Origin of the sequence: Rhodococcus sp. UFZ-B548, from assembly GCF_903819475.1 — a bacterium.
GTDB lineage: Bacteria > Actinomycetota > Actinomycetes > Mycobacteriales > Mycobacteriaceae > Rhodococcus_F > Rhodococcus_F erythropolis.
In genome coordinates this window covers 26131-46413 of record NZ_CAIJDS010000059.1, presented here as the reverse complement: position 1 = coordinate 46413, position 20283 = coordinate 26131, and the positions used below count along the sequence as shown (strand labels likewise).

General features: G+C 62.4%; 18 protein-coding genes. 14 read left to right on the top strand and 4 right to left on the bottom strand.

Going from position 1 to position 20283, the window contains the following annotated elements; genetic code table 11:
• Positions 1–20: 20 nt before the first annotated feature.
• The 3 genes from H7C86_RS32045 (at position 21) to H7C86_RS32035 (ending at position 2711) form a co-directional block, all read left to right on the top strand.
• Positions 21–332: a hypothetical protein gene (locus H7C86_RS32045; protein ID WP_310649169.1), complete on the top strand. Its 312-nt coding sequence runs from the start codon at positions 21–23 to the stop codon at positions 330–332.
• Between the two features lie 304 nt (positions 333–636).
• On the top strand, positions 637–1338 hold the full coding sequence (locus tag H7C86_RS32040) for an IS6 family transposase (protein ID WP_182263006.1): 702 nt from the start codon (positions 637–639) through the stop codon (positions 1336–1338).
• Between the two features lie 83 nt (positions 1339–1421).
• Positions 1422–2711, top strand: coding sequence for an ABC transporter ATP-binding protein (locus tag H7C86_RS32035; protein WP_310649168.1), 1290 nt, complete (start codon positions 1422–1424; stop codon positions 2709–2711).
• Positions 2712–3132: 421 nt separating this feature from the next.
• On the opposite strand, the gene H7C86_RS38035 is transcribed toward H7C86_RS32035, so the two are convergent.
• From H7C86_RS38035 to H7C86_RS32015, 4 genes are all read right to left on the bottom strand, one after another.
• Positions 3133–3315, bottom strand: a complete 183-nt coding sequence (locus tag H7C86_RS38035) for a three-helix bundle dimerization domain-containing protein (protein ID WP_397517283.1) — start codon at positions 3313–3315, stop codon at positions 3133–3135.
• Between the two features lie 88 nt (positions 3316–3403).
• Complete coding sequence (locus H7C86_RS32025) at positions 3404–4624, bottom strand: MFS transporter (protein ID WP_182263004.1); 1221 nt, start codon at positions 4622–4624, stop codon at positions 3404–3406.
• Positions 4621–5703 carry an LLM class flavin-dependent oxidoreductase gene (locus tag H7C86_RS32020; protein WP_182263003.1) on the bottom strand — a complete coding sequence of 361 codons (1083 nt, stop codon included), beginning with the start codon at positions 5701–5703 and terminating at the stop codon, positions 4621–4623. The genes H7C86_RS32025 and H7C86_RS32020 overlap by 4 nt, the downstream gene beginning before the upstream one ends.
• 46 nt (positions 5704–5749) lie before the next feature.
• Positions 5750–6856, bottom strand: coding sequence for an acyl-CoA dehydrogenase family protein (locus tag H7C86_RS32015; RefSeq protein ID WP_182263002.1), 1107 nt, complete (start codon positions 6854–6856; stop codon positions 5750–5752).
• Positions 6857–7159: 303 nt separating this feature from the next.
• Here H7C86_RS32015 and H7C86_RS32010 point away from each other — a divergent pair, with 303 nt between their 5' ends.
• The 11 genes from H7C86_RS32010 to H7C86_RS31960 are packed head-to-tail and all read left to right on the top strand — an operon-like array spanning position 7160 to position 20269.
• On the top strand, positions 7160–8794 hold the full coding sequence (locus tag H7C86_RS32010) for an ABC transporter substrate-binding protein (RefSeq protein WP_182263001.1): 1635 nt from the start codon (positions 7160–7162) through the stop codon (positions 8792–8794).
• A gap of 14 nt (positions 8795–8808) precedes the next feature.
• A complete protein-coding gene (locus tag H7C86_RS32005) occupies positions 8809–9879 on the top strand; it encodes an ABC transporter permease (protein WP_182263000.1) in 1071 nt (356 codons plus the stop codon).
• Positions 9876–10790 carry an ABC transporter permease gene (locus H7C86_RS32000; protein WP_182262999.1) on the top strand — a complete coding sequence of 305 codons (915 nt, stop codon included), beginning with the start codon at positions 9876–9878 and terminating at the stop codon, positions 10788–10790. The genes H7C86_RS32005 and H7C86_RS32000 overlap by 4 nt, the downstream gene beginning before the upstream one ends.
• Positions 10787–12403, top strand: a complete 1617-nt coding sequence (locus H7C86_RS31995) for an ABC transporter ATP-binding protein (protein ID WP_182262998.1) — start codon at positions 10787–10789, stop codon at positions 12401–12403. Before H7C86_RS32000 ends, H7C86_RS31995 begins: the two co-directional genes overlap by 4 nt.
• The gene (locus tag H7C86_RS31990; protein ID WP_182262997.1) at positions 12400–13650 is read left to right on the top strand and encodes an acyl-CoA dehydrogenase family protein; all 1251 of its coding nucleotides are present in this window, start codon (positions 12400–12402) and stop codon (positions 13648–13650) included. Before H7C86_RS31995 ends, H7C86_RS31990 begins: the two co-directional genes overlap by 4 nt.
• Entirely contained in the window at positions 13647–14891 is a 1245-nt protein-coding gene (locus tag H7C86_RS31985) for an LLM class flavin-dependent oxidoreductase (protein ID WP_182262996.1), read from the top strand. The genes H7C86_RS31990 and H7C86_RS31985 overlap by 4 nt, the downstream gene beginning before the upstream one ends.
• 10 nt (positions 14892–14901) lie before the next feature.
• Positions 14902–15822 (top strand): LLM class flavin-dependent oxidoreductase, encoded by a 921-nt coding sequence (locus H7C86_RS31980; protein ID WP_182262995.1) that lies wholly within the window; start codon positions 14902–14904, stop codon positions 15820–15822.
• The gene (locus H7C86_RS31975; protein ID WP_182262994.1) at positions 15819–17057 is read left to right on the top strand and encodes an acyl-CoA dehydrogenase family protein; all 1239 of its coding nucleotides are present in this window, start codon (positions 15819–15821) and stop codon (positions 17055–17057) included. The genes H7C86_RS31980 and H7C86_RS31975 overlap by 4 nt, the downstream gene beginning before the upstream one ends.
• Positions 17058–17097: 40 nt before the next feature.
• Positions 17098–18129 (top strand): aldo/keto reductase, encoded by a 1032-nt coding sequence (locus H7C86_RS31970; RefSeq protein ID WP_182262993.1) that lies wholly within the window; start codon positions 17098–17100, stop codon positions 18127–18129.
• Between the two features lie 33 nt (positions 18130–18162).
• Positions 18163–19194, top strand: a complete 1032-nt coding sequence (locus tag H7C86_RS31965; protein ID WP_182262992.1) for an aldo/keto reductase — start codon at positions 18163–18165, stop codon at positions 19192–19194.
• Between the two features lies 1 nt (position 19195).
• Complete coding sequence (locus H7C86_RS31960) at positions 19196–20269, top strand: LLM class flavin-dependent oxidoreductase (RefSeq protein WP_182262991.1); 1074 nt, start codon at positions 19196–19198, stop codon at positions 20267–20269.
• The last annotated feature ends 14 nt before the right edge of the window (positions 20270–20283 follow it).

The window sequence follows — 20283 nt, the reverse complement described above, 5'->3', positions numbered from 1 at the left end:
TCGCCAGGGAGAATCCTCGAATCGCGTGCATCCGATGCAACTCCACAGGGTTCTCAGGTGCGCTCATCTACATAGGGAATATTGGGAGCGGCTTCACCGATCGTCAGCGTCGCGAGCTACGCGATCAACTCATCGAACTCGAACGGCCCACCAGCCCCTTCGCAGTTGCTCCTCCGCGAGGAAATGTACGTGAATGCCGTTGGGCTGAACCTGTATTGGTGTGTGACGTCGAGTATCGAGAATATGTCGGCGGTAGCCTCAGGCACCCAGCTTTCAAAGGGATCCGAGGCGATAAACGAGAGGACGAAGTCGTTCTTCCAGGCAGGCACTGACGCACCAAAGATCACGACAATGATCGAGAGGGCCCACCATGGCAAACACGAGTGGTCAAGATTTGGCGAACGAGGTGGCGCGCCACCTTGAGTCTCTCCCGGGATACAACTCCCGGCACGAGCGAGCGAACCATCTCATCTCCTCAGCTATGTTCCAAGTCGGATTTGCGCGCATTGCTCGCGGTCTAGCCAGGTGGTCGCACGATGCCGACGGGCCCTCAGAGATGAGTGAAAAGCTCGCGGACGAACAATTCGACGGGTGCTGTCAAGTTGTTGAAAATGCCTGATCTGGGATGATCTGTAGGTGTCGTCCACGTACAAAGGGTTCCGGTTTCCTCGGGATATCATCTCCCACTGCATATGGCTGTACCACCGGTTCACGCTTTCGTTTCGCGAGATCGAACTACTGATGGCTGAGCGCGGGATCGACGTGACATACGAGACGATCCGCACCTGGTGCGCGAGGTTCGGACCCGAATACGCCCGCAGGCTTCGCCGACATCAACCAAGCACTGGCGACAAGTGGTATCTCGACGAAGTCTTCGTCAAGATCGGCGGAGTCCGAAAATACTTGTGGCGGGCTGTCGACCAAGACGGCAACGTGCTTGACATCCTCATCCAAGCGAAGCGAGATGGCACGGCGGCGAACAGGTTCTTCAGGAAACTACTGAAGAAACAAGGCCACCCGCCGCGGGTACTGATCACCGACAAACTCCGCAGCTACGAGGTCGCGCACCGGAAGACGATGTCGACAACTGAGCACAGGCAAAACAAGTACTTGAATAATCGGTGCGAGAACTCCCATCAACCGACCCGACAACGTGAACGCGCGATGAAAGGGTTCCGCTCTGTCGGTTCAGCGCAGAGGTTTCTGGCCTCATTCAGTCGCATTTCGCCGCACTTCCGCCCACCCCGCCACCGGATGGCCGCCACCGATCACCGCACCGAAATTGCCGCCCGATTTCAGGTGTGGGATCAGGTCACAGAACAGGTCCTCGCTGCCTGAACGTCGCTCGGCGTGATGGCGTGATGTGCCCGAAAACAGTTGCACACCAGACAACTTGACAATACCGTCTCGGACGCAGCCGGCTGCTTCCGTTCACGACGTCCGCGCAGCGGCACAACCTGAAGTCGCACGCGCTGAAATTCCTGGAACTGGCCGGTCTTGCCGTGCCGGACCGCATCTACAGCAAATACCCGCACGAACTGTCCGGCGGTATGAAGCAGAGGGTGCTGATCGCGATCGCGCTGTCCGGCGAGCCGGCACTCCTCATCGCCGACGAGCCGACCAGCGCGCTGGACGTGACGGTGCAGAAGCAGATCCTCGACCACCTCGACCGGCTCCGGACCGAGCTGAACATCGGCATCCTCCTCGTCACCCACGACCTGGGTGTCGCGCTCGAACGCGCCGACCGTGTCGTGGTGATGCGTGACGGCGGCGTAGTCGAGGAAGGCAGCAGCGACACCCTCTTGCACCGCGCCTCCGACCCGTACACGCGACGACTTCTCGCCGCCGCTCCCGGCCTGCAGACCGGAACCCTGACCCCGCGGCCGATTCGGGTCGACGCGCTCACCCCCCACGCCTCCGAGGAGCGCGCCTCCTCCGAGTATGCGATCGAGGTGATGGGTGTGTCGAAGACGTTCCACGCCGCGCACAGCAAGGCAGAACCGGTGGTCGCGGCCGACGACGTCTCCTTCCGCGTCGCAACCGGCACCACCCATTCGCTGGTGGGTGAGTCCGGGGCAGGAAAGTCCACGATCGCCCGGATCGTCGCGGGATTACGCACACCCGACGAAGGCGAGGTCACGCTACTCGGGCAGAGCGGCACCTGGGATCGCACCCGGCTGAGCAGACGCCTGCAGTTCGTGTACCAGAATCCCTATTCCTCCCTGAACCCGCGGATGTCGGTCGCCGACCTGATCACCGAACCACTTCGGGTGCACCGCAAGGACATCGACCGCGCACGGCGCCGCGTGATTGCCGAGGAACTGCTCGACGGTGTGCGACTGGACCGCAAGTATGCAGACCGCCGGGCAGGCGAGCTGTCCGGCGGACAGGCACAGCGCGTCGCGATCGCCCGAGCCCTGTCCCTGAACCCCGAAATCGTTATCCTCGACGAGGCGGTATCCGCACTCGACGTGTCGGTTCAGGCGGAGATCCTGCAATTGCTCGTGGATCTGCAGGCGGCGTACAAGTTGACGTACCTCTTCATCACCCACGACCTCGGTGTCGTACGCCTGATCGCCGACACGGTGACAGTGATGCGGCACGGATCGATCGTCGAAACTGGTTCGACAGCAACGATTCTCGACAATTCCGTCGACGAGTACACGCGACGCCTCGTCGATTCTGTGCCGGGCACCCACCTGTTCCTCTGATCACTCAGCTGCCCGGCCGATCGATCCCGACAAGTTGACAGTACCGGGTTGATCACCCGGTGTCGTGGTGTCGATGGTGTTGTCAAATCATCGGGTATGGAACAGATAACGAGAGAGTCGGGTCATCGCACGGAGAGTCCGGTCAGGAAGTGCGGGTATCGGTCGCCTCTGAGATCCTCTTCGGCAACGTGAGGTTGCCCGCCAGCGCCATCCTGCCCGGAGTTTGCGGAATGAAGGGGCTTCTCTCCTGCCTCAACGAGCACGCTTCAATATCCTGTTCAGCGAAGTGGCGCGTTACCCGAAACCGGCTACTGAACGAAATCTCATGCCACAATCCGCGCTTGAATCGCGGCTCACCTGGCCGACTGTCCCTCGTGTGGCGCTGCCTGCCTGCCTGTCCGCTACGCTGCAGCGTGAGATCTTAGGGTTTGTTGGCGCGACGTTCAACGAGCAGCGGCACGGAGTCGCGGATGTGGTTGTCGTCGAACTGTTCGTATGGTTGGGCGACGGCGCCATCAACATTCTCGTGCGCCGTGGAGGGAAATGGCGCTATGAGGTACTGCTTGACCTGAAGGACGTGTCGGGGCTCTTCTGCGGAGTCCATCATCTCTTTGCGATCATGCTTGCTCTGCCGGACACCTTCCAGGAAGTACGGGCGTTGACCATGTCACGAGCGGTGCGAGTATTGGTTTTCACGTGTTGTTTCGTCGGGTGTAGTCCGAGGATTTGAATTCGAGGAGTGGGAGCAGGGCGACGGCGGCCACCAATGCGAGTACGCCGCAGACCACCAGAAACCGCCAATCGGCGAGCCACGCGCCGAGCAACGGCGAGCCGGCGCGAGCCAGCGCTGTCGGGATGGTGATCGCGGCAAGGACACTCGCGAAGTGAGTCACGCCGAAGTTGTCGGCCAGGATCGATGGCCGTGCGATGACTCCGACGCCTTGTCCGAGACCCACGGCCGCGACGCACAGCAATGTCAGGGGTATCGACAAGCCCGCCAGTGGAAGCAACAGTAGGCCGAACCCTTGTATGGCGAAGGCGCACGACGTGACCGGTGTGATGGCCAGGCGGGTACCCGCCACTGTGAGTATCAACCGCGAGAGAATCTGCAGGACACCGACGGCGATGGGCACTGATGTTGCGACCGCAACGGAGTGGCCTTGGTCGAGCAAGTATGCGATCACGAGTAGGAGGAATGCCGATGCCGATCCTGCCTGAGCGACGAAGGCGATCAGCAGCAACCAGAATCGTCGCTGCCGCAGTGCTGCACCGAAAGGCGTTCCTGACCTTGTCCGGACGCGGTTGCGATGCGCGGCGCGCGACGGTACGGCCCATAGATGCCCGGGTACGGCTGTAGCGACGAGGATGGCCGAGAGGATGATCAAGGTGGTGCGCCAGCCGAAATCGCTGTTCATCCAACCGAGGAGCGGATATACCAGATAAGTGGACAGGCCGGCGATCATCGTGACGGTGAGAATTGCCTGATTTCGTTGATGCGCTTCGGTCGCAACCACGATCACGGCGAACGTCGACTCGTATGTCGACATCGCCAGTGCCAGCCCGATCAGCGCAAAAGCCGCGTACAGCGACACCAGATTGGTCGCTTGCGACCACATCAGCACCGAGCACGCCCCGATCAGTGAGCCGGTGGCCATGAGCGTGCGTCCACCTCGGCGGTCAAGGATGCGACCGATCGGCAAAGCGGCCAGTCCGCCGACGAGAGTCGATATCGTCGAGGCCCCGGCGACCGCGGTGCGTGAGACGTCGAGATCGGTGGCGATAGGAATGAGAACTACCGGCAGGATCTGGATCATCGCGATGAAACTGATGGTATTCGTGAGCGCGAACACCATCACCAGATGGCGGCGGTACTTGGGGCTGAGAGTAGTTGGAGTGTCGGTCTCGGCGGTCATCCGCGAAGTAGCGGAAGCAACTGGTTGCCTTGGCGTTCGATCTCGTGCAGGTACGGGGTGTCGGACAGAACGAAGTGGCTGATTCCGAGATCTTCGTATTTACGAAGCGATTTCGCTACGTCTTCGGCGGAACCGACCAGCCAGGTGGTCGCCGCACCACCACCGCCCACCTTGCCGGGGGTGGTGTAGAGGTTGTCGTCGAGTACTTCCCCGCGGCTGGCCAGATCGAGCAGGCGTTGTTGTCCCACGGCGGTACGACGGTGCGGATTCTGCGCGAGCGATTCGCTCGTACCGGCGTCGCGCTGGCGGGCCGCCATCTGCGCTACCTTTTCCTCGGCTTCTTTCCACGCTTGCTCGGTGGTGTCCCGGACAAACGTCGTGATGCGCAAGCCGAATTCGAGTGGGGCGTGTTCTCTTTCGATCCTTCCACTGAGCGTTGTGAGTCTGTCGATGCGTTCGGCGACACCGTCAAGTGTTTCGCCCCAGAACAATTGAACATCGGCCTCGGCGGCTGCGACATTCTCGGCTGCTTCGGAGGCGCCGCCGAAGTAGAGCTTCGGGTGTGGTCGGCCTGGCCTGGGCTGGATGCGTGGCCCAATGGTCGAGTTCTCCACGTGGAAATGCTGGCCGCGGTAGGTCACGTTCTCCTCGGTCCACAGTTTGCGAACGAGTTGGAGGAACTGTCGGGTCCGAGCGTAGCGATTCGCTTGATCGCCATCGGTGTCTCCGTAAGCTGCGAGATCGTCTTTGCCGGATACGATGTTGACCCGCACGCGACCGCCGGTGAGGTGGTCGAGCGCCGCCGCAGACGCCGCAAAATGTGCCGGCCGCCAGTATCCGGGGCGGATCGCGACGAGTGGCTCGAATGTGGTTGTCCTGGCTGCCAGTGCCGTTGCAACTGTGAAGGTGTCCGGACGGCCCCAACCGGCACCGAGCAGAGCTCCGGTCCAACCGTTCTCTTCCAGCGCGAGTGCCTGACGAGTGAGGGTGTCGAGGCTGTTGTGCCCGGCTTGTGTGTCGTCGCCGCGGTGGCCGGGGTCAACCTGGTTGGGGATGTACCAGAGGAATTCGGTGCTCATTGATTCTTCCTGATCTGATCGGAGACTGTCCGCTCGGCGTAGGTGCTTACTGCGCGAGATGGGACAATTGGGCGTCGCGTACCTCGGCTGTTTGTCCCTGCACCAAAACGAAGAGGGCTGCGCGTGCGTACAACTGCGCGGTGTTGTCGCGAACGATGCCGCGCCCCGCTCGGGCAATGACGAGCGCGTGGGTGAGGGTGACGAGGGCTTCGCCCATGGCTACTTTTGCCGCGAGCCGCTCATCGATGCGGTGCCTCTCGTTCCCCGTGCCCTTGGCTGCGTCGGAGAGCGCGTAGGCATCGGCCCGAAGCTGCGCGATCCGCGGGCGCCACAGGTCCGCGACCTCACGGGAAAATGGATGTGCTTGCTCGAGTTCGCCGAGTACCCGCTCGGCGAGCCCGAAATGATGTGGCCGGGCATCGCTGGCAGTGCTCAAATCACTTGTGCGGTACTGGGATAACGGGACCTTGCTGATGACGTTCTCTTGCGGCACGAACACCTCGGACAATGTCACGCGTTCGGTTCGACTACCGGCCACGGCGCTCAACTCCAGATCGGCGGACCGAATGCGGGCGCTGATCGGCACCAACGCGGTCACAACGGTGCGGGTCGAGCTTTCGACTGCAGCCACCATCAACACGGTATTCAGGCCCCAACCGCTGACCCACGATACGGTGCCGGAGAACGTCCAGCCAGCCGATTCGCGAGTCGCCGCAATGAAGTGGTCGGGGTATCGCCGGACATCGCTGATCGCTGCGCCGGTAAGGAGGCGCCCGCGGAGAATTTCGTAGCCGATAGAGGGCAACTCGGTTCCGCCCGCGTGCGCATCGGCCAGTCGCCCCACAACTGGAGCATGCTGAGCCCACACCAGCCACGTGTTCAGACAGGCTCCCGCCAGGACTTCGTGGAGGAGGCGATCGCCGCAGCGATCGAGAGCCGCCCCGCCGAATTCGGCTGGTGCCAGATGATTCAACAGCTGTAGGTCGGAGAACTCGGCGATGCGCTCGTGGGTCACACCTAGCCGATCTGTCTCGAGCGCGGTGGGCAGTAATACAGCATTGGCATACTGCTGGGCACTGGCAACCAGCGGATGAGTGTCGGCGGACGTAACTGTCTGCGTCGCCGCGCGTGTGGCGCGTTCGGAGACAGTCATACAGGCACGGTTCCTCTCTACGTGTGGATTTCGGTTGCGCCGAAACGAGGATGGGATCGATGTGGGGAGAGTCGAGGAGAGGTCTTCGCCATGATCGCGTGTACTCCTACGAAGGAATCTACTGCGGGGGAGACCGATTCGCCAGTTTGTGATCACGGTGAACGCAAGAGGTGACGTGGGCTCCGGGATCGGGTTGACTCTGATGCAGTGTCTATCTGACCCGCGACAGCTGCGTGCCATATTCAGTCGCGACGGTGATCGTATGGTCTCTCCCCGACGCCCTTTCAAGAAAGGCGAACTTTCGTGTTCACCAATAAATTCCACCGTGTCGTCAAGTCTGCGGCGGCGGCGACGATACTGGCCGTAGCGCTTGCCGCCTGCGCTGGAGCGTCGGCGTCGGACGACACCACCGGCACGCCGGTGGAGGGCGGGACACTGACCTTCTACGACCCCGTTGATTATGCGGCGTGGAAACCTACGAACTCCCTCTGGTCGAACAGTCAGGTGTCCAACAATCTTGCTGAGCGGCTGATCTGGCAGGACCCGGAGACTGGCGAATACAGGCCCTGGCTGGCACAGTCCTACCAGATCAGCGATGACCATCTCACGTACACGTTCACGCTCAAACCGGGCGTCACCTTCAGCGACGGCACTGCGCTGACTGCCGGGGTGGTCAAGGCGAACTTCGATCAGCACGGCATCGGCGATCCGCAGAAGGGCATCACCGCGGATCCGTTCTGGACGGACTACGTGGGAACCGATGTGATTGATGATCAGACGGTTGTTGTCAAGCTGTCGAAGCCGAATGCTGGCTTCATTCAGATTCTGTCGAACTATCGGGCCAGTTCGATCCTCGGGCAATCGCTTCTGGATCGAGACCTCAACGGCCAGAGCGATCTTCGCAACTGGGTGGGAACTGGCCCCTTTGTGGTCGAGTCGGTGAACGGAACCAGTGGCGTCACCCTCGTGCGACGCGACGATTACAACTGGGCGCCTGAAGGTTCCGGTCACTCAGGCAGAGCGTATTTGGAGCGGATTGTGTTCAAGACCGTTCCGGAGGCCGGGACGAGGGTTGGCGCATTGCAGTCGGGTGAGGCGCAGGTCGCACGCAACATCGCGCCGTACGACGAGGAGACCGTGACAGCGGGAGGCGGGGTTCTGCTCCCAATCGCGGTGCAGGGCGAGACCAACGACCTGACCCTTCAGTTGAAGGATCCGGAGGCACCCACTCAGGACAAGCGGGTCCGGCTCGCTCTGCAGGCGGCCACGAATCGCACAGAGATCAACCAGACTGTGCTCTCCCCGAACTACCCAGTTCCATCGAGCGCGCTGGTTCAGGGAACGCCGCTGCGTGGTGACGCGAGCAGTTATCTCACCTACGACCTCGACAAGGCCAAGTCCCTGCTCGACGAGGCGGGCTGGAAGCCGGGAGCCGACGGGGTGAGGGAGAAGGACGGTAAGCGTTTGGCCTTCCAATTGCGGGTCGCGCCCTACTATCAGGTCTCGCAGTCGGTTTTGGAGGTCGTGCAGTCGCAGTGGCGCAAGGCCGGTGTCGATGTCACACTGACCCGACCGTCGTTGACGGAGTACGAGTCCCAGTTGGCTTCCGCGCCGGACTGGTACTTCACGCAAGGCCAGACCTCCACCGCCGAGCCCAGCGTTCTGCGCACGTCGTACGGGAGTGACCGCCAGAACGGGACGAAAAACTTCCAGAAGGACGAAAAGTTCGATCAGCTCTTGGCTGCGCAGTCGTCCGCGTTCGATCCGAACGAGCGCAAAGCAGCGATCCAGGCGATCGAAGACCACATCTTCGCCGAGGGCTACTCGATACCGCTCTACGACGAGACCCAGGTCTTCGGCCTCGCTCCCAGCGTCCACGGCTTTGCCACTGAATCCACTGGCCGGTCGTGGTTCTACGACACGTGGGTTTCCCAGTGAGAGGCAATGGCGGAATGCGTACGTACATCCTGAAACGAATCGGACAGTCGGTTCTGGTGATGTGGGCCGCTTACACGCTGTCCTTCTTCCTCCTCAGTGCGCTGCCCGGCGACGCGGTGAACAACCGTATTCAGAACCCCGAGGCTCAACTAACCCCGGAGTCCGCGCGGGCGCTGGTGGAGTACTACGGACTCGATCGGCCCCTACTGGAACAGTACGTCAGTGGTCTGGGTGGAATCCTGCGAGGAGACTGGGGGTATTCCCTCACCAACGGCACGTCGGTGACCGGTCTTATCGGTAATGTGCTGCCGAGCACTATCCAACTCACCGGTCTGGCACTGGTTTTCGGCCTCGTTCTTGCTGCTGTCGTCGCGGTGGTGGCGAACTACGCGCCCTGGGCGTCGGTGCGAAGTGTGGTCGGTTCGGTTCCGGCACTGTTCGGTTCGGTGCCCACGTTTGTGGTGGGTATCCTTGTGCTGCAGTTCTTGTCGTTCAAGTTGCATGTGATTCCGTCGTCCGACGACGGTTCGTTTCTGGCGCTGCTGGCGCCGGCGGCAACATTGGCTGTTCTCATCGCGGCGCCGTTGGCGCAGGTGTTCACTACCTCGATTGCTGCAACCCGAGACTTGCCGTTCGTTCACGTGCTGCAGGCGAAGGGCGCTGGGGAGGGGTACGCCTTCCAGCGGGGTGTGTTGCGAAACTCGGCATTGCCGGTACTGACGCTTCTCGGACTTGCCTGCGGTGAGTTGATCGCCGGATCTGTGGTGACCGAGGCCGTCTACGCCCGGCCGGGGCTCGGTCAGCTGACCGTGAATGCAGTTGGTACCCAGGATCTCCCGGTGCTGCAGGGAGTGGTGTTGGTTGCGGCTTTGGCGTATGTGGCAGTCAATCTTGCGGTCGACCTGGCGTACCCGTTCATCGACCCGCGAATTCTGGTCGACGGGCGAAGACAACGCTTTACGTCTCTTCGGGCCCGTGCGAAGATCGTGCTTCCCGGTCTCGGCGTGAAAGCAGCCGGCGGCGTACCCGTATCCGTACCCGTTTCGGTTCAGCGTGGCTTGCCGGCGGAGGTGTCGATGCCATGACCGCAACTCTCGAAGACACGACGGGGCGCAACACGACCTCGCCGGGTGCAGGGGAGCCTGCGTCAGCCGCGTCGAACGTCGGCGAAGTAGTGCAATGGGCGGCCCGGAACTGGGGGTTGGTTCTGTCGACCGCGATTTTCATGCTCGCGGTACTGTGGGCGCTGCTTCCAGGTGTGTTCACCAGCTTCGATCCGATTGCCATCGACAACAGCCGTAAGCTGTTGCCGCCGTCGAGTGAACACTGGTTCGGCACCGATCTTCTCGGTCGTGACATGTACGCGCGCGTTGTCTACGGCGCCCGGGCGTCGTTGCTGGGCGCGAGCATGGCGGTGACTGTCGCCGTGATCGTCGGTTCGCTGCTCGGCGCAGTTGCTGGCTGGTTCGGCGGCTTCGTCGACACCGTCGTGATGCGGCTCATCGACGTGGTGCTCTCGGTCCCCGGGTTCTTGCTGGCTATCACAATCGTGGTGGTGTACACGGCAAAGGCCGGACAGGCAGGTCTGATCCCCGCCGCGATCGCGGTAGGCCTGACCTCCGCGGCGACCTTCGCGCGATTGATCCGATCCGAGGTCCTCAAAGTGCGGGCAAGTAACTATGTCGAGGCCGCGATCACCAGCGGGGCAACAACCTTCACGGTTCTGCGTCGCCACGTGATCCCGAATTCGCTGGCGCCGACCGTCTCGCTGATTGCCGTTCAGCTCGGCATCGCCATCATCTGGATTGCCTCGCTGAGCTTCCTCGGGCTAGGCGCTCAACCGCCGAATCCCGAATGGGGACTGCTCGTTTCGGATGGACGACAGTTCATTGCCACCCGAGGCTGGCTCACCCTCTACCCCGCGCTCACCATCATCGCGGTGGTTCTGGCGACAAACAACATCTCTCGTCACCTCACGGCAAGGAGCTCAGGATGAGCCTGGATCCGGTCTTGTCCGTCAAGGGCCTTACCGTTGGCTACCGGACGAATCGCACCCTCGCACCGGTGGTGCACGATGTCAGCTTCGACGTCGACCCCGGCCAAGTCCTGGCTCTGGTGGGGGAGTCGGGGTCGGGTAAAACCACCACCGGCCACGCAATCCTCGGCCTGCTCCCCACGAACGGAGAAGTGATCTCGGGCTCGGTCACCTTCCGCGGCCGAGAACTGACCGCGTTGAACCCCAAGGGGTGGCGCGATATTCGTGGCCGGTCGGTGAGTTTGATTCCGCAGGACCCGACAGTGTCCCTCGACCCGGTCCGGCGGGTAGGCCCTCAAGTCGAAGACGTGTTGCGTCTTCACACCGACCTCGACGCGGATGCGCGGCGTGAACGTATTCACGAGCTGTTCGGGCTCGTCGGTTTCGATGATGTCGAACGCCGATATCGGCAGTATCCGCATGAGCTGTCAGGGGGTATGCGGCAACGAGTGCTTGTTGCGGCAGCAGTCGCAGCGGAACCCGATCTGATCATCGCCGACGAACCCACATCGGGACTCGACGCGACCGTGCAAAAGCAGGTTCTCGATCTCATCGACAGTCTGCGGGCTCGGTCGTCGACGAGCATGGTTCTGGTGACACATGATCTTGGTGTTGCCGCAGACCGCTCCGATCTCATCGGAGTCATGCGCAACGGACATCTGGTGGAAGTCGGATCGACAGCGGAGGTTCTCGCGAATCCGCAGCACGCCTATACCCGGCATTTGTTGAACAGCGTGCCGTCACGGTTGCCGCTGCGCGAGAATCGACGCTCTGTGCTCGCGGCACGGAAGACGGTTATCGAGGTCACCGACCTGCAGAAGGATTACGGTGAAGTCCCTGCCGTGGACGGTATTTCGTTTCATGTCAAGCAGGGCGAGACGTTTTCGATCGTGGGCGAATCCGGTAGTGGAAAGTCGACCACCGCCAGGATCCTCGCGGGCCTCACCAACGCGACGTCGGGGCACGCATCCGTGCTGGGCACCGACATCACAGCACTGAGTCGTGCGGAGTTTCGGCCACTTCGGCGGGACGTGCAAATCGTGTACCAGAACCCGTACTCGTCCTTCGACCCCAGGTTCACTGTCTTCGACGTGGTCGAAGAGCCGCTGCGGTCATTTCAGAAGGCGCGGTGGGGGCGGCGCCGAGGCAACGTCGACCGGGTGGCCGCCGCACTGGAAGCCGCTGCACTTCCGGCGGATTTCGCGCGGCGTCATCCACGTGAACTCTCCGGTGGCCAACGCCAACGCGTGGCGATCGCCCGTGCGCTTGTGGTCGAACCGAAAGTGGTCGTGCTCGACGAACCGATCTCGGCACTGGACGTATCGGTAGCCGCACAGATTCTCGAACTCTTACAGCGTCTCCAAGAAGACCTTGGTCTCACCTATGTCTTCATCTCGCACGACTTGTCCGTTGTCTCCGCAATCTCCGACCGAGTCGCGGTGATGCAGCGCGGACGAATCGTCGAACAAGGTTCTGTGGAACAGGTCTTTTCGAATCCGACGGACGACTACACCGTGCGGTTGCTCGACGCGATCGCCGGACGCGAACTCACCACTACCCGAGGAATCTCATGACTACTCGACCCGACACACTCGAAGCCGCACTGGTTCGGTTCCGGTCCATTTTCGGCGAACTGGCAAAAGGTGCCGGTGAGCGTGATCTTCTCGGTGAACATCCGTACGAGCTGGTACAGGAGCTTGCCGACGCCGGATTCGGCAAGCTGCGCGTACCCCGCGCGTACGGCGGATTCGACGTCGACCTACCCACCTTGTTCGCCTTGCTCGCGGAGGCAGGCCAAGCCGATTCCAACGTGCCGCAGATCTGGCGTGGGCATTTCACCACTACCGAGATCTTGCGGTCGGAAACCGATTCTGACGTGCGTCGGCAGTGGTTGGCCGCCGTCGCCGGCGGCGCGGTATTCGGCAACGCGCAGTCGGAGCCGGCCGATCGTGTGGCAGGTCTGGATACAGGCTCGGGCTGGGGCACGATCACCACGCGGGTCAGGAAGAGCGATGCGGGCGAACAGGTAGTCTCCGGCACCAAGTTCTACTCGACCGGCTCTCGCTTCGCGGATTACATCCGCGCGGCGGTCGTGGACGGCGACGGGCACCGGGAGTTCGTGGTGCTGCCCGCCCGGCACCAGGGCGTGGACCACATTGACGACTGGGACGGCGTCGGGCAACGTCAGACTGGCAGTGGTACAACAGTTTTCACCGACGTCCCGGTGGAGTCCCACGGTGAGATCGGCCGCCACACCGAATCTCTGCGCGGACTGGACTCGTTCGTTCAGATCGTGCATCTGGCGAACCTGGTCGGGATTGCACGCAGTGTGCTTGCCGAGACCGTCGACATCGTCCGGAATCGAACCCGCACCAGCCGACATGCGCTGACTCAGGACGCGGCAGCCGATCCGGACGTGCTCGGTGTTGTCGGAACGCTCTACACCCGCACGCTCACCGCCGAGACATTGCTCGGTCACGCCGCGCGGCGACTCGAAGACGCGCATGCCACTGGCGCCGAAGCCGACTACGCCGATGCCTATATCCAGTCCTCTGCAGCGCAGGTGGCGGTCATCGACGCCGTCCTTGCCAGTGCCACTGATGCCTTCAATGCCGGTGGTTCGTCAACGGCTCGCGCGCGAGTACATCTCGATCGGCACTGGCGGAACGCGCGCACCCTCGCGTCGCACAACCCGGTCATCTACAAGCCGAGGGTCATCGGCGACTACTACGTCAACGGAAACGCGCCGGTGTCAGGCTATTACGCGGATCGACCGTCCGTCGCCGATGCCGACGGTGACATCGAAAGGGCTCAGTCGTGAGCAGGCAACTGCACCTGAACGTCAACATCCTCAATGCCGGTGTGTTCGGAGGTTCCTGGCGGTTCCCGGATACCGACCCGCTGGCGAGCTACACGATCGAGCACTACACAGCGATCGCCAAGAAGGCCGAGGCGGCCAAGCTTGACGCGGTCTTCCTCGCCGACGGACCTCTACTGGACCCGAGTATCAGGCACCGATCCGGCAACAACCTGGAGCCCACAACCGTATTGGCGCGGGTGGCCGCACAGACCGAGAAGATCGGACTGATCGGGACACTGTCGAGTTCGTACAACGATCCGGAGGAAATCGCCAGGCGACTCGGAGACCTCGATTACGTCAGCGGCGGGCGATTCGGTTGGAACGTAGTGACAACAGCGGGGCCGGTCGCAGCGCGCAACTTCGGCCATACTGGCGAGCCGGAGCACGGTCTCCGCTATCGCCGAGCCGCGAGTGTGGTCGACCAGGTGGTCACCAAGTGGGGAGCGCGAACTGAACTCGTATCACCGCAAGGACGGCCGGTTATAGTGCAGGCAGGAGGCTCCAGTGACGGAAAGCGGTTGGCCTCGCAGATCGGTGAAGTGATCTTCTCCGCGGAACAGGACCTGGACAAGGCGCGAGCATTTCGCACCGAGATCCGCGAAGGTGCAAGGAAGTTCGGTCGTTCCCCGGACGAGGTGGTCGTTCTTCCCGGGCTGTCGACAGTGTTGGGCAGCACGGAGGCGGAGGCCACAGCGCGCCGCGAACTCCTCGACGAGTTGCTGCCCGATGCGTACGCCCGCGATCGGCTTGCCGGACAACTCGGATTCTCCCTGGACGGACTCGACGACAATGCGCCGATTCCTCCTGAGCTACTGAGAAATCCAGATCACGCCGGCGGATCTCAGACGTTCTACCGGGTTGTCCTCGGCATCATCGAGCGCGAGAATCCGACCCTGCGTCAACTGTTGAAGAAGCTGTCCGGAGGTGGCGGTCACCGCATAGTCGTCGGCACTCCGGAACAGATCGCCGACGACATCGAGCGGTGGTTCCGCCATGGCGCGGCCGACGGATTCAACGTGATGCCGGATGTATTGCCTTCGGGGTTCGACGATTTTGCCGACCATCTCGTGCCGGAGTTGCGCCGGCGAGGCCTGTTCCGCACCGAATACGAGGGGACCACTCTGCGTGATCACCTCGGGCTCGGTGTGCCTGGCGTCCCATACACCACCACAGACGAGTACCCGCTCGTGAGCGCGGAATGAGGAGAAACAGATGACCGTGTTCGTGGAGTTGGCGGTGGGTGAGTCGGCGGGACAAGTATCAGTCTCCGCCGCAGATGCAATCGCACGAGTTGCCCAGAGCGTGAACGCAAGTGGCATCAGACTTGTCGACGAGGTCGACAGCCTGCGCACGATCGATCCTTCGATTGTCGGCAGCTACCTCGCTGGTCGGTACGGACACCTCGGGTACCTGATCGATGCGCGGACGACGCACAATGCGCCGTACAACCTGGCTCGGCGAGTGCTCTCGCTCGATCGCGCGACAGACGGCCGCGTGGGTGTTGTCCTCGCGCCGGGGGAGGGCGACGAGGTCAGCGATGCGACAACCCCAGACCCCCAGGCATCGGATACATCCGAACGGTGGGTCGAGTATGTGGACATCGTCTCGCGGCTGTGGGAGTCGTTCCCGCGGGCGGCACTGCTCGGAGACCAGGAGCGTGCCACCTTTGTCGACGACACGTTGATCGCACCGATCAATCACGAAGGTCGGTTCTATCGCGTGGCCGGACCGTTGGACGGACCGGCGTCGGTGCAAGGTCGCCCCGTGGTCGTGGCTGCCGATCCCGACGCTCTGGGCTGGTCGCGGATCGCTGCGGTTGCCGACGTGGTCATCGTGGAGCGCAACAACATCGACGGGGCCGACGCTGCCCTGTCGGGCGCACTTCATTCCGTTGGACGCCGGCGATCCGATGTTGCCCTGTTGGCGCGGTTGACCGGTGCCGTCAGTGCGGTAGAACTCAAGCAGTGGGCGCCTGACAACGGTGTCGACGGATTTGTCCTCGCGACAAGGGGACGTGACGAAGCTGCGATTGTGGACCTTGTCAGGGACGTGGTGCCTCAACTTGCGGGACCGATAGGGCGCACGCTGCGTTCGACACTCGCACTGCGTGAGAGCGCGGAGGTGTTTGCATGACCGCCGTACATGTGTCTGCGGCACCCGTACCGGAGCACGGCGTGGAGCGTCGGGAGGGGTACGTGACCGTCGCCGGAATCCGAGCAGCCGCCGCTCCGGTGTTGACCCGCCTCGGTGCCACTGCTCGGGCTCGCGAAGAGACACGTGACTATGCGTTCGGCGAAGTCCGTGAACTTGCCGATCTCGGAATTGCCCTTACCGGCATCGCCACTGCCGAAGGTGGCGGCGGAGGAACCGTCAGAGACGTCGTGGAGCTGGTCATCGACATTGCCCGTGCGGATTCCAATGTCGCGCAGGCACTTCGGCCGACCTTTTTGGCTGCGAACCAGGTCGCCAGTCGTGAGGACGTTCCGCTTCGGGAGATCAATCTGGAGCGTCTACGCCAGCGGGCGCTGTTCGTGGGTACCGGCAACGAGCGCAACGGCGGGGCGAGTGGAAGCGTATCCACCACAGCCCGGCGCCACGGAGATGGTTATGTCGTCAACGGACGAAAGTTCTATTCGACGGGCGCGTTGTACGCGACGTACTTCTCGTCGCAAGCAGTCACCGAGGACGGCACCATCATCCGATTCACGGTGCCCGTTGATCGCGCGGGCGTAGACCGACGTGACGACTTCGACGCTATCGGCCAGCGGCTGACACAGAGCGGTTCCACCTGGTTCAACGATGTGTGGGTCTCGGATGACGAGGTTGTCGTCGCGGAGGACTCGCGTCCGGACAATCCGTGGCAGGGCTCCTTCGCGCAGCTCTATCTCGCGGCGGTACAGGCGGGCATTGCGGCGCGCGCGCTCGATGATGCGGTGTGGTTCGTGCGGGAGCAGGCTCGTCCCATCAAGCACAGCTCGGCGACACAGAGCGTCGATGATCCGTACGTGCGGGCGACCGTCGGAGAACTCGGTGCGCGGGTACGGGCAGCACGCGCGGTGGTGTTGTCGGCTGCCGAAGAGCTCCAGAACTTGCGGGGATTGGCGGGCGAGGATGCGCGGCGGGCCGGCGCGAGCGCAGCCGTTGTCGTCGCCGAATCAGGCGTCATCGCGATCGAGTCTGCGCTTCGCGCTTCGGAATTGCTCTTCGATGTCGGTGGCGGTTCGATTACGAACCGCGAGTGGGGTTTCGACCGTCACTGGCGTAATGCCCGTACGGCTGCGAACCACAATCCGCGTCAGTGGAAAGCGGCAGTCGCCGGCGCCTATCACCTCACCGGGGAAGAGCCCCCTCTCACAGGGTTGTTCTGAACAGATTTGTGCACAGCACCATTCATGTGAAAGGAAATCAATGACCATCGAGGTTGACCGCATACTCGGCCGAACCGGTGTCCGGATCACTCCACTGACGCTCGGGACGATGAACTTCGGCCGCTGGCAAGAGGAAGGGGAGAGCCTTCGGATCATTTCGTCCGCTCTGGATCTCGGTGTCTCGGCTATCGACACCGCGGACGTGTACGCCCAGGGTGTTTCCGAGGAGATTGTCGGGAAAGCGCTCACCGGTCGGCGCGACGACGTGTTCCTCGCGACGAAGTTCCACGGCCAGATCGGGACCGACCCTCGTCACGCGGGCAATTCACGCCGCTGGATCACGCGGGCGGTCGAGGACAGCTTGCGCAGGCTGCGTACCGATTACATCGATCTCTATCAGGCACATCGCCCAGATCCGGATACGAGCCTGCTCGAGACGTTGCAGTCACTCAACGACCTGATCCGTCAGGGCAAGATCCGGTACTACGGAACCTCCGCGTTTCCGGCACATCTACAGGTCGAAGCCCATTGGCTTGCCGAGAAGTACGGTCTTGTCGCCCCTCACACCGAGCAGCTCCCTTACTCGCTGCTGGTGCGTGGCGTCGAGCGTGAGGTGTTCCCAGTGGTGAGGAAGTACGGTGTTGGCGTCCTCTCCTACGGCCCGCTTGCCGCCGGGTGGTTGTCCGGCAAGTATCGGCTGGGCGCGCAGCAACCGGAATCGGCTCGTGCCGAACTGATCCCGGGTCGCTTCGACGTGAGTGCCGAGCGCAACCAACGCAAACTGGTGGCAGCTGATGCACTTGCCCAGCTTGCGGAGGACAACGGACTCACACTCGTCGATCTGTCGATCGGATTTGCCCTCAATCATCCGGCGATCAGCAGTGTCATCATCGGCCCCCGAACGCAAGAACATCTCGAAGCGTATGTGAAGGCCGCGGCGGTGCAGCTGAGCGATCAGATCCTGGATCGCATCGATGAGATCGTCGACCCGGGTACACAATTCTCCGAGCGAGACACCGGGCGAGACACTCCGTCGTTGACCCCGGCCGAGCTTCGCCGCGACCACCGCTGACTTGTCGAAAACTACCGAAAGACATTCACACTCATGAGCTATGGCACTTTCGAAACCACCTACACTGCTGATGCCGAGCGCTACACCAAGATTCCGTACCGCAGAAGCGGTGCGTCCGGGCTCGATCTTCCGGCGTTCTCTTTCGGGCTGTGGCAGAAGTTCGGTACCGATTACGCGTACGAGACGCAGCGGGAGATCATCCTGCACGCTTTCGATCTGGGGATCACCCATTTCGACAATGCGGACCGGTACGGCCCGCCGCACCGCGCTGCGCAACAGAACTTCGGGAGGGTTCTGGCGAAGGACTTGGCGTCCTACCGGGACGAGATCATCCTGTCGACCAAGGCGGGGAACGCGATAGGACCCAGCCCGTACCTCAAGGGCGGCTCTCGCAAGTCCCTTCTGGCCTCGCTCGATCACAGCCTGCGTGACTTCGGCACGGACTACGTGGATATCTTCTACAGCCACAGCCCGGATCTGTCGACTCCCCTCGAAGAGACTGTCGGAGCACTTGTGTCGGCGGTGCAGCAGGGTAAGGCCCTGTACGTAGGACTCTCGAACTATCTCCCCGAACGTGCGCACGAGGCCGCAGTGTTACTGCGCGAGGCTGGTGTTCCACTGCTCATCCACCAGCCGCGGTACTCGATCTTCGATCGGCGCATCGAACAGAACGGATTGCTCGAGCTGGCGCAAGAGGACGGCTTCGGTCTGGTCGTGTATTCGCCGCTGGCTCAAGGCTTGCTCACGAACAAGTACCTGGAGACCATCCCGGCTGATGCCCGGGCAGTCAACAGCACGTTCCTCAGTCCCGATGTCCTCACCGACACCTATCGGCAGCGTGCGTCCGAGCTCAACAAACTGGCGGAATCGCGTGGACAGTCGTTGGCGCAGTTGGCGCTTCAATGGGTTTTGCGGCAGCCCGCGGTCACGTCGGCGTTGGTGGGGGCCAGCTCGACGTGGCAGCTCGACCACAATCTGCAGGCACTGAGCTTTCCGGAGTTGACCGACGAGGAACTCGCCATCATCGAAGAGCACGGTGTTCACGGCACCGGGCTGAACCTCTGAGATGACGTCTGTCGCAGCGCCGATCGGCGCGGGCATCGAGGACGGACGACCGTTCCGGCTCAATTTCCTGCTCCATCTGGACCGGGATCTGTCACCAGCGCAGGCCTACCGCGAGGCGATCGAATTGTTCGTTGCCGCTGAGGAATTGGGCTACGACTCCGGGTGGGTGATCCAGCGTCATTTCCGTCAGGGCAATGAACATATCTCGGCCCCGCTGGTGACACTTGCGGCGATCGCCCAGCACACAAGCAGGATTCGTTTGGGCACCGGGGTATTGGTGCTTCCCCTCGAGGATCCGTTGAAGGTTGCCGAGGACGCTGCGACGCTTGATGTGATCAGTAATGGGCGGTTGGAGTTGGGCCTGGGTTCAGGGCCTTTCCCGGGGGCCTGGGAAGCGTTCGGGCGAGATCTCTCAGACAAACAGCGGTTGGTTGACGAGTCGATCGACCGACTGCACGGAGCACTCGAGGGGAAGTCTCTCAACAGTGCCGGGGAGGTCCTGTACCCACCTGGTCACGGCGTACGGGATCGATTGTGGCAGGCCACGACGAGTGAACCCACGCACGCTCACGATGCGGCCAGAGCAGCAGCTCGCGCCGGCGACGGCTTGCAGTTGTCCAGGGCAACCACGTGGCGGGGTGGGAGCGCGCGAGAGGCACAGGAACGACAGGCAACGTGGATCGACAGCTACCGCGGCGCCTGGAATGATCCCGTGCGCTCGCCACGGGTACAGGTGTCGCGCGCGGTGTATCCACATCCGGATCGGGAAGCGGCAACACGATTGGTGACCCCAGGTGTGCAGCGTTGGCAGAGTTGGAGCACGTCGGGAAAACAGACCCGCAGCCAGAGCGTCGAGGACTATCTCGCGGCTGACAACGCACTGATCGGACCCAGCGAGACACTGGCAGCTGAACTTGCCGCCGACCCGACACTGCGTGACATCACCGATTTGCTGGTGAGCTTTGTTCCCGGCGTGCCAGACCGGGACGAACATCTCCGATTGCTCGAAACCAGCGCCCGGGAGCTGGCCCCTTTGCTGGGCTGGCGATCGGCCGCTGCGTCCGTCCCTTCATAACCCGATTGTGAGAC

Coding starts and splice junctions, on each gene's coding strand:
- H7C86_RS31995 (WP_182262998.1), top strand. CDS start 10,787: ATGAGCCTGGATCCGGTCTTGTCCGTCAAGGGCCTTACCGTTGGCTAC.
- H7C86_RS32000 (WP_182262999.1), top strand. CDS start 9,876: ATGACCGCAACTCTCGAAGACACGACGGGGCGCAACACGACCTCGCCG.
- H7C86_RS31990 (WP_182262997.1), top strand. CDS start 12,400: ATGACTACTCGACCCGACACACTCGAAGCCGCACTGGTTCGGTTCCGG.
- H7C86_RS32020 (WP_182263003.1), bottom strand. CDS start 5,703: ATGAGCACCGAATTCCTCTGGTACATCCCCAACCAGGTTGACCCCGGC.
- H7C86_RS31975 (WP_182262994.1), top strand. CDS start 15,819: ATGACCGCCGTACATGTGTCTGCGGCACCCGTACCGGAGCACGGCGTG.
- H7C86_RS31980 (WP_182262995.1), top strand. CDS start 14,902: ATGACCGTGTTCGTGGAGTTGGCGGTGGGTGAGTCGGCGGGACAAGTA.
- H7C86_RS38035 (WP_397517283.1), bottom strand. CDS start 3,315: ATGGACTCCGCAGAAGAGCCCCGACACGTCCTTCAGGTCAAGCAGTAC.
- H7C86_RS31965 (WP_182262992.1), top strand. CDS start 18,163: ATGAGCTATGGCACTTTCGAAACCACCTACACTGCTGATGCCGAGCGC.
- H7C86_RS31960 (WP_182262991.1), top strand. CDS start 19,196: ATGACGTCTGTCGCAGCGCCGATCGGCGCGGGCATCGAGGACGGACGA.
- H7C86_RS31970 (WP_182262993.1), top strand. CDS start 17,098: ATGACCATCGAGGTTGACCGCATACTCGGCCGAACCGGTGTCCGGATC.
- H7C86_RS32005 (WP_182263000.1), top strand. CDS start 8,809: ATGCGTACGTACATCCTGAAACGAATCGGACAGTCGGTTCTGGTGATG.
- H7C86_RS32015 (WP_182263002.1), bottom strand. CDS start 6,856: ATGACTGTCTCCGAACGCGCCACACGCGCGGCGACGCAGACAGTTACG.
- H7C86_RS32025 (WP_182263004.1), bottom strand. CDS start 4,624: ATGACCGCCGAGACCGACACTCCAACTACTCTCAGCCCCAAGTACCGC.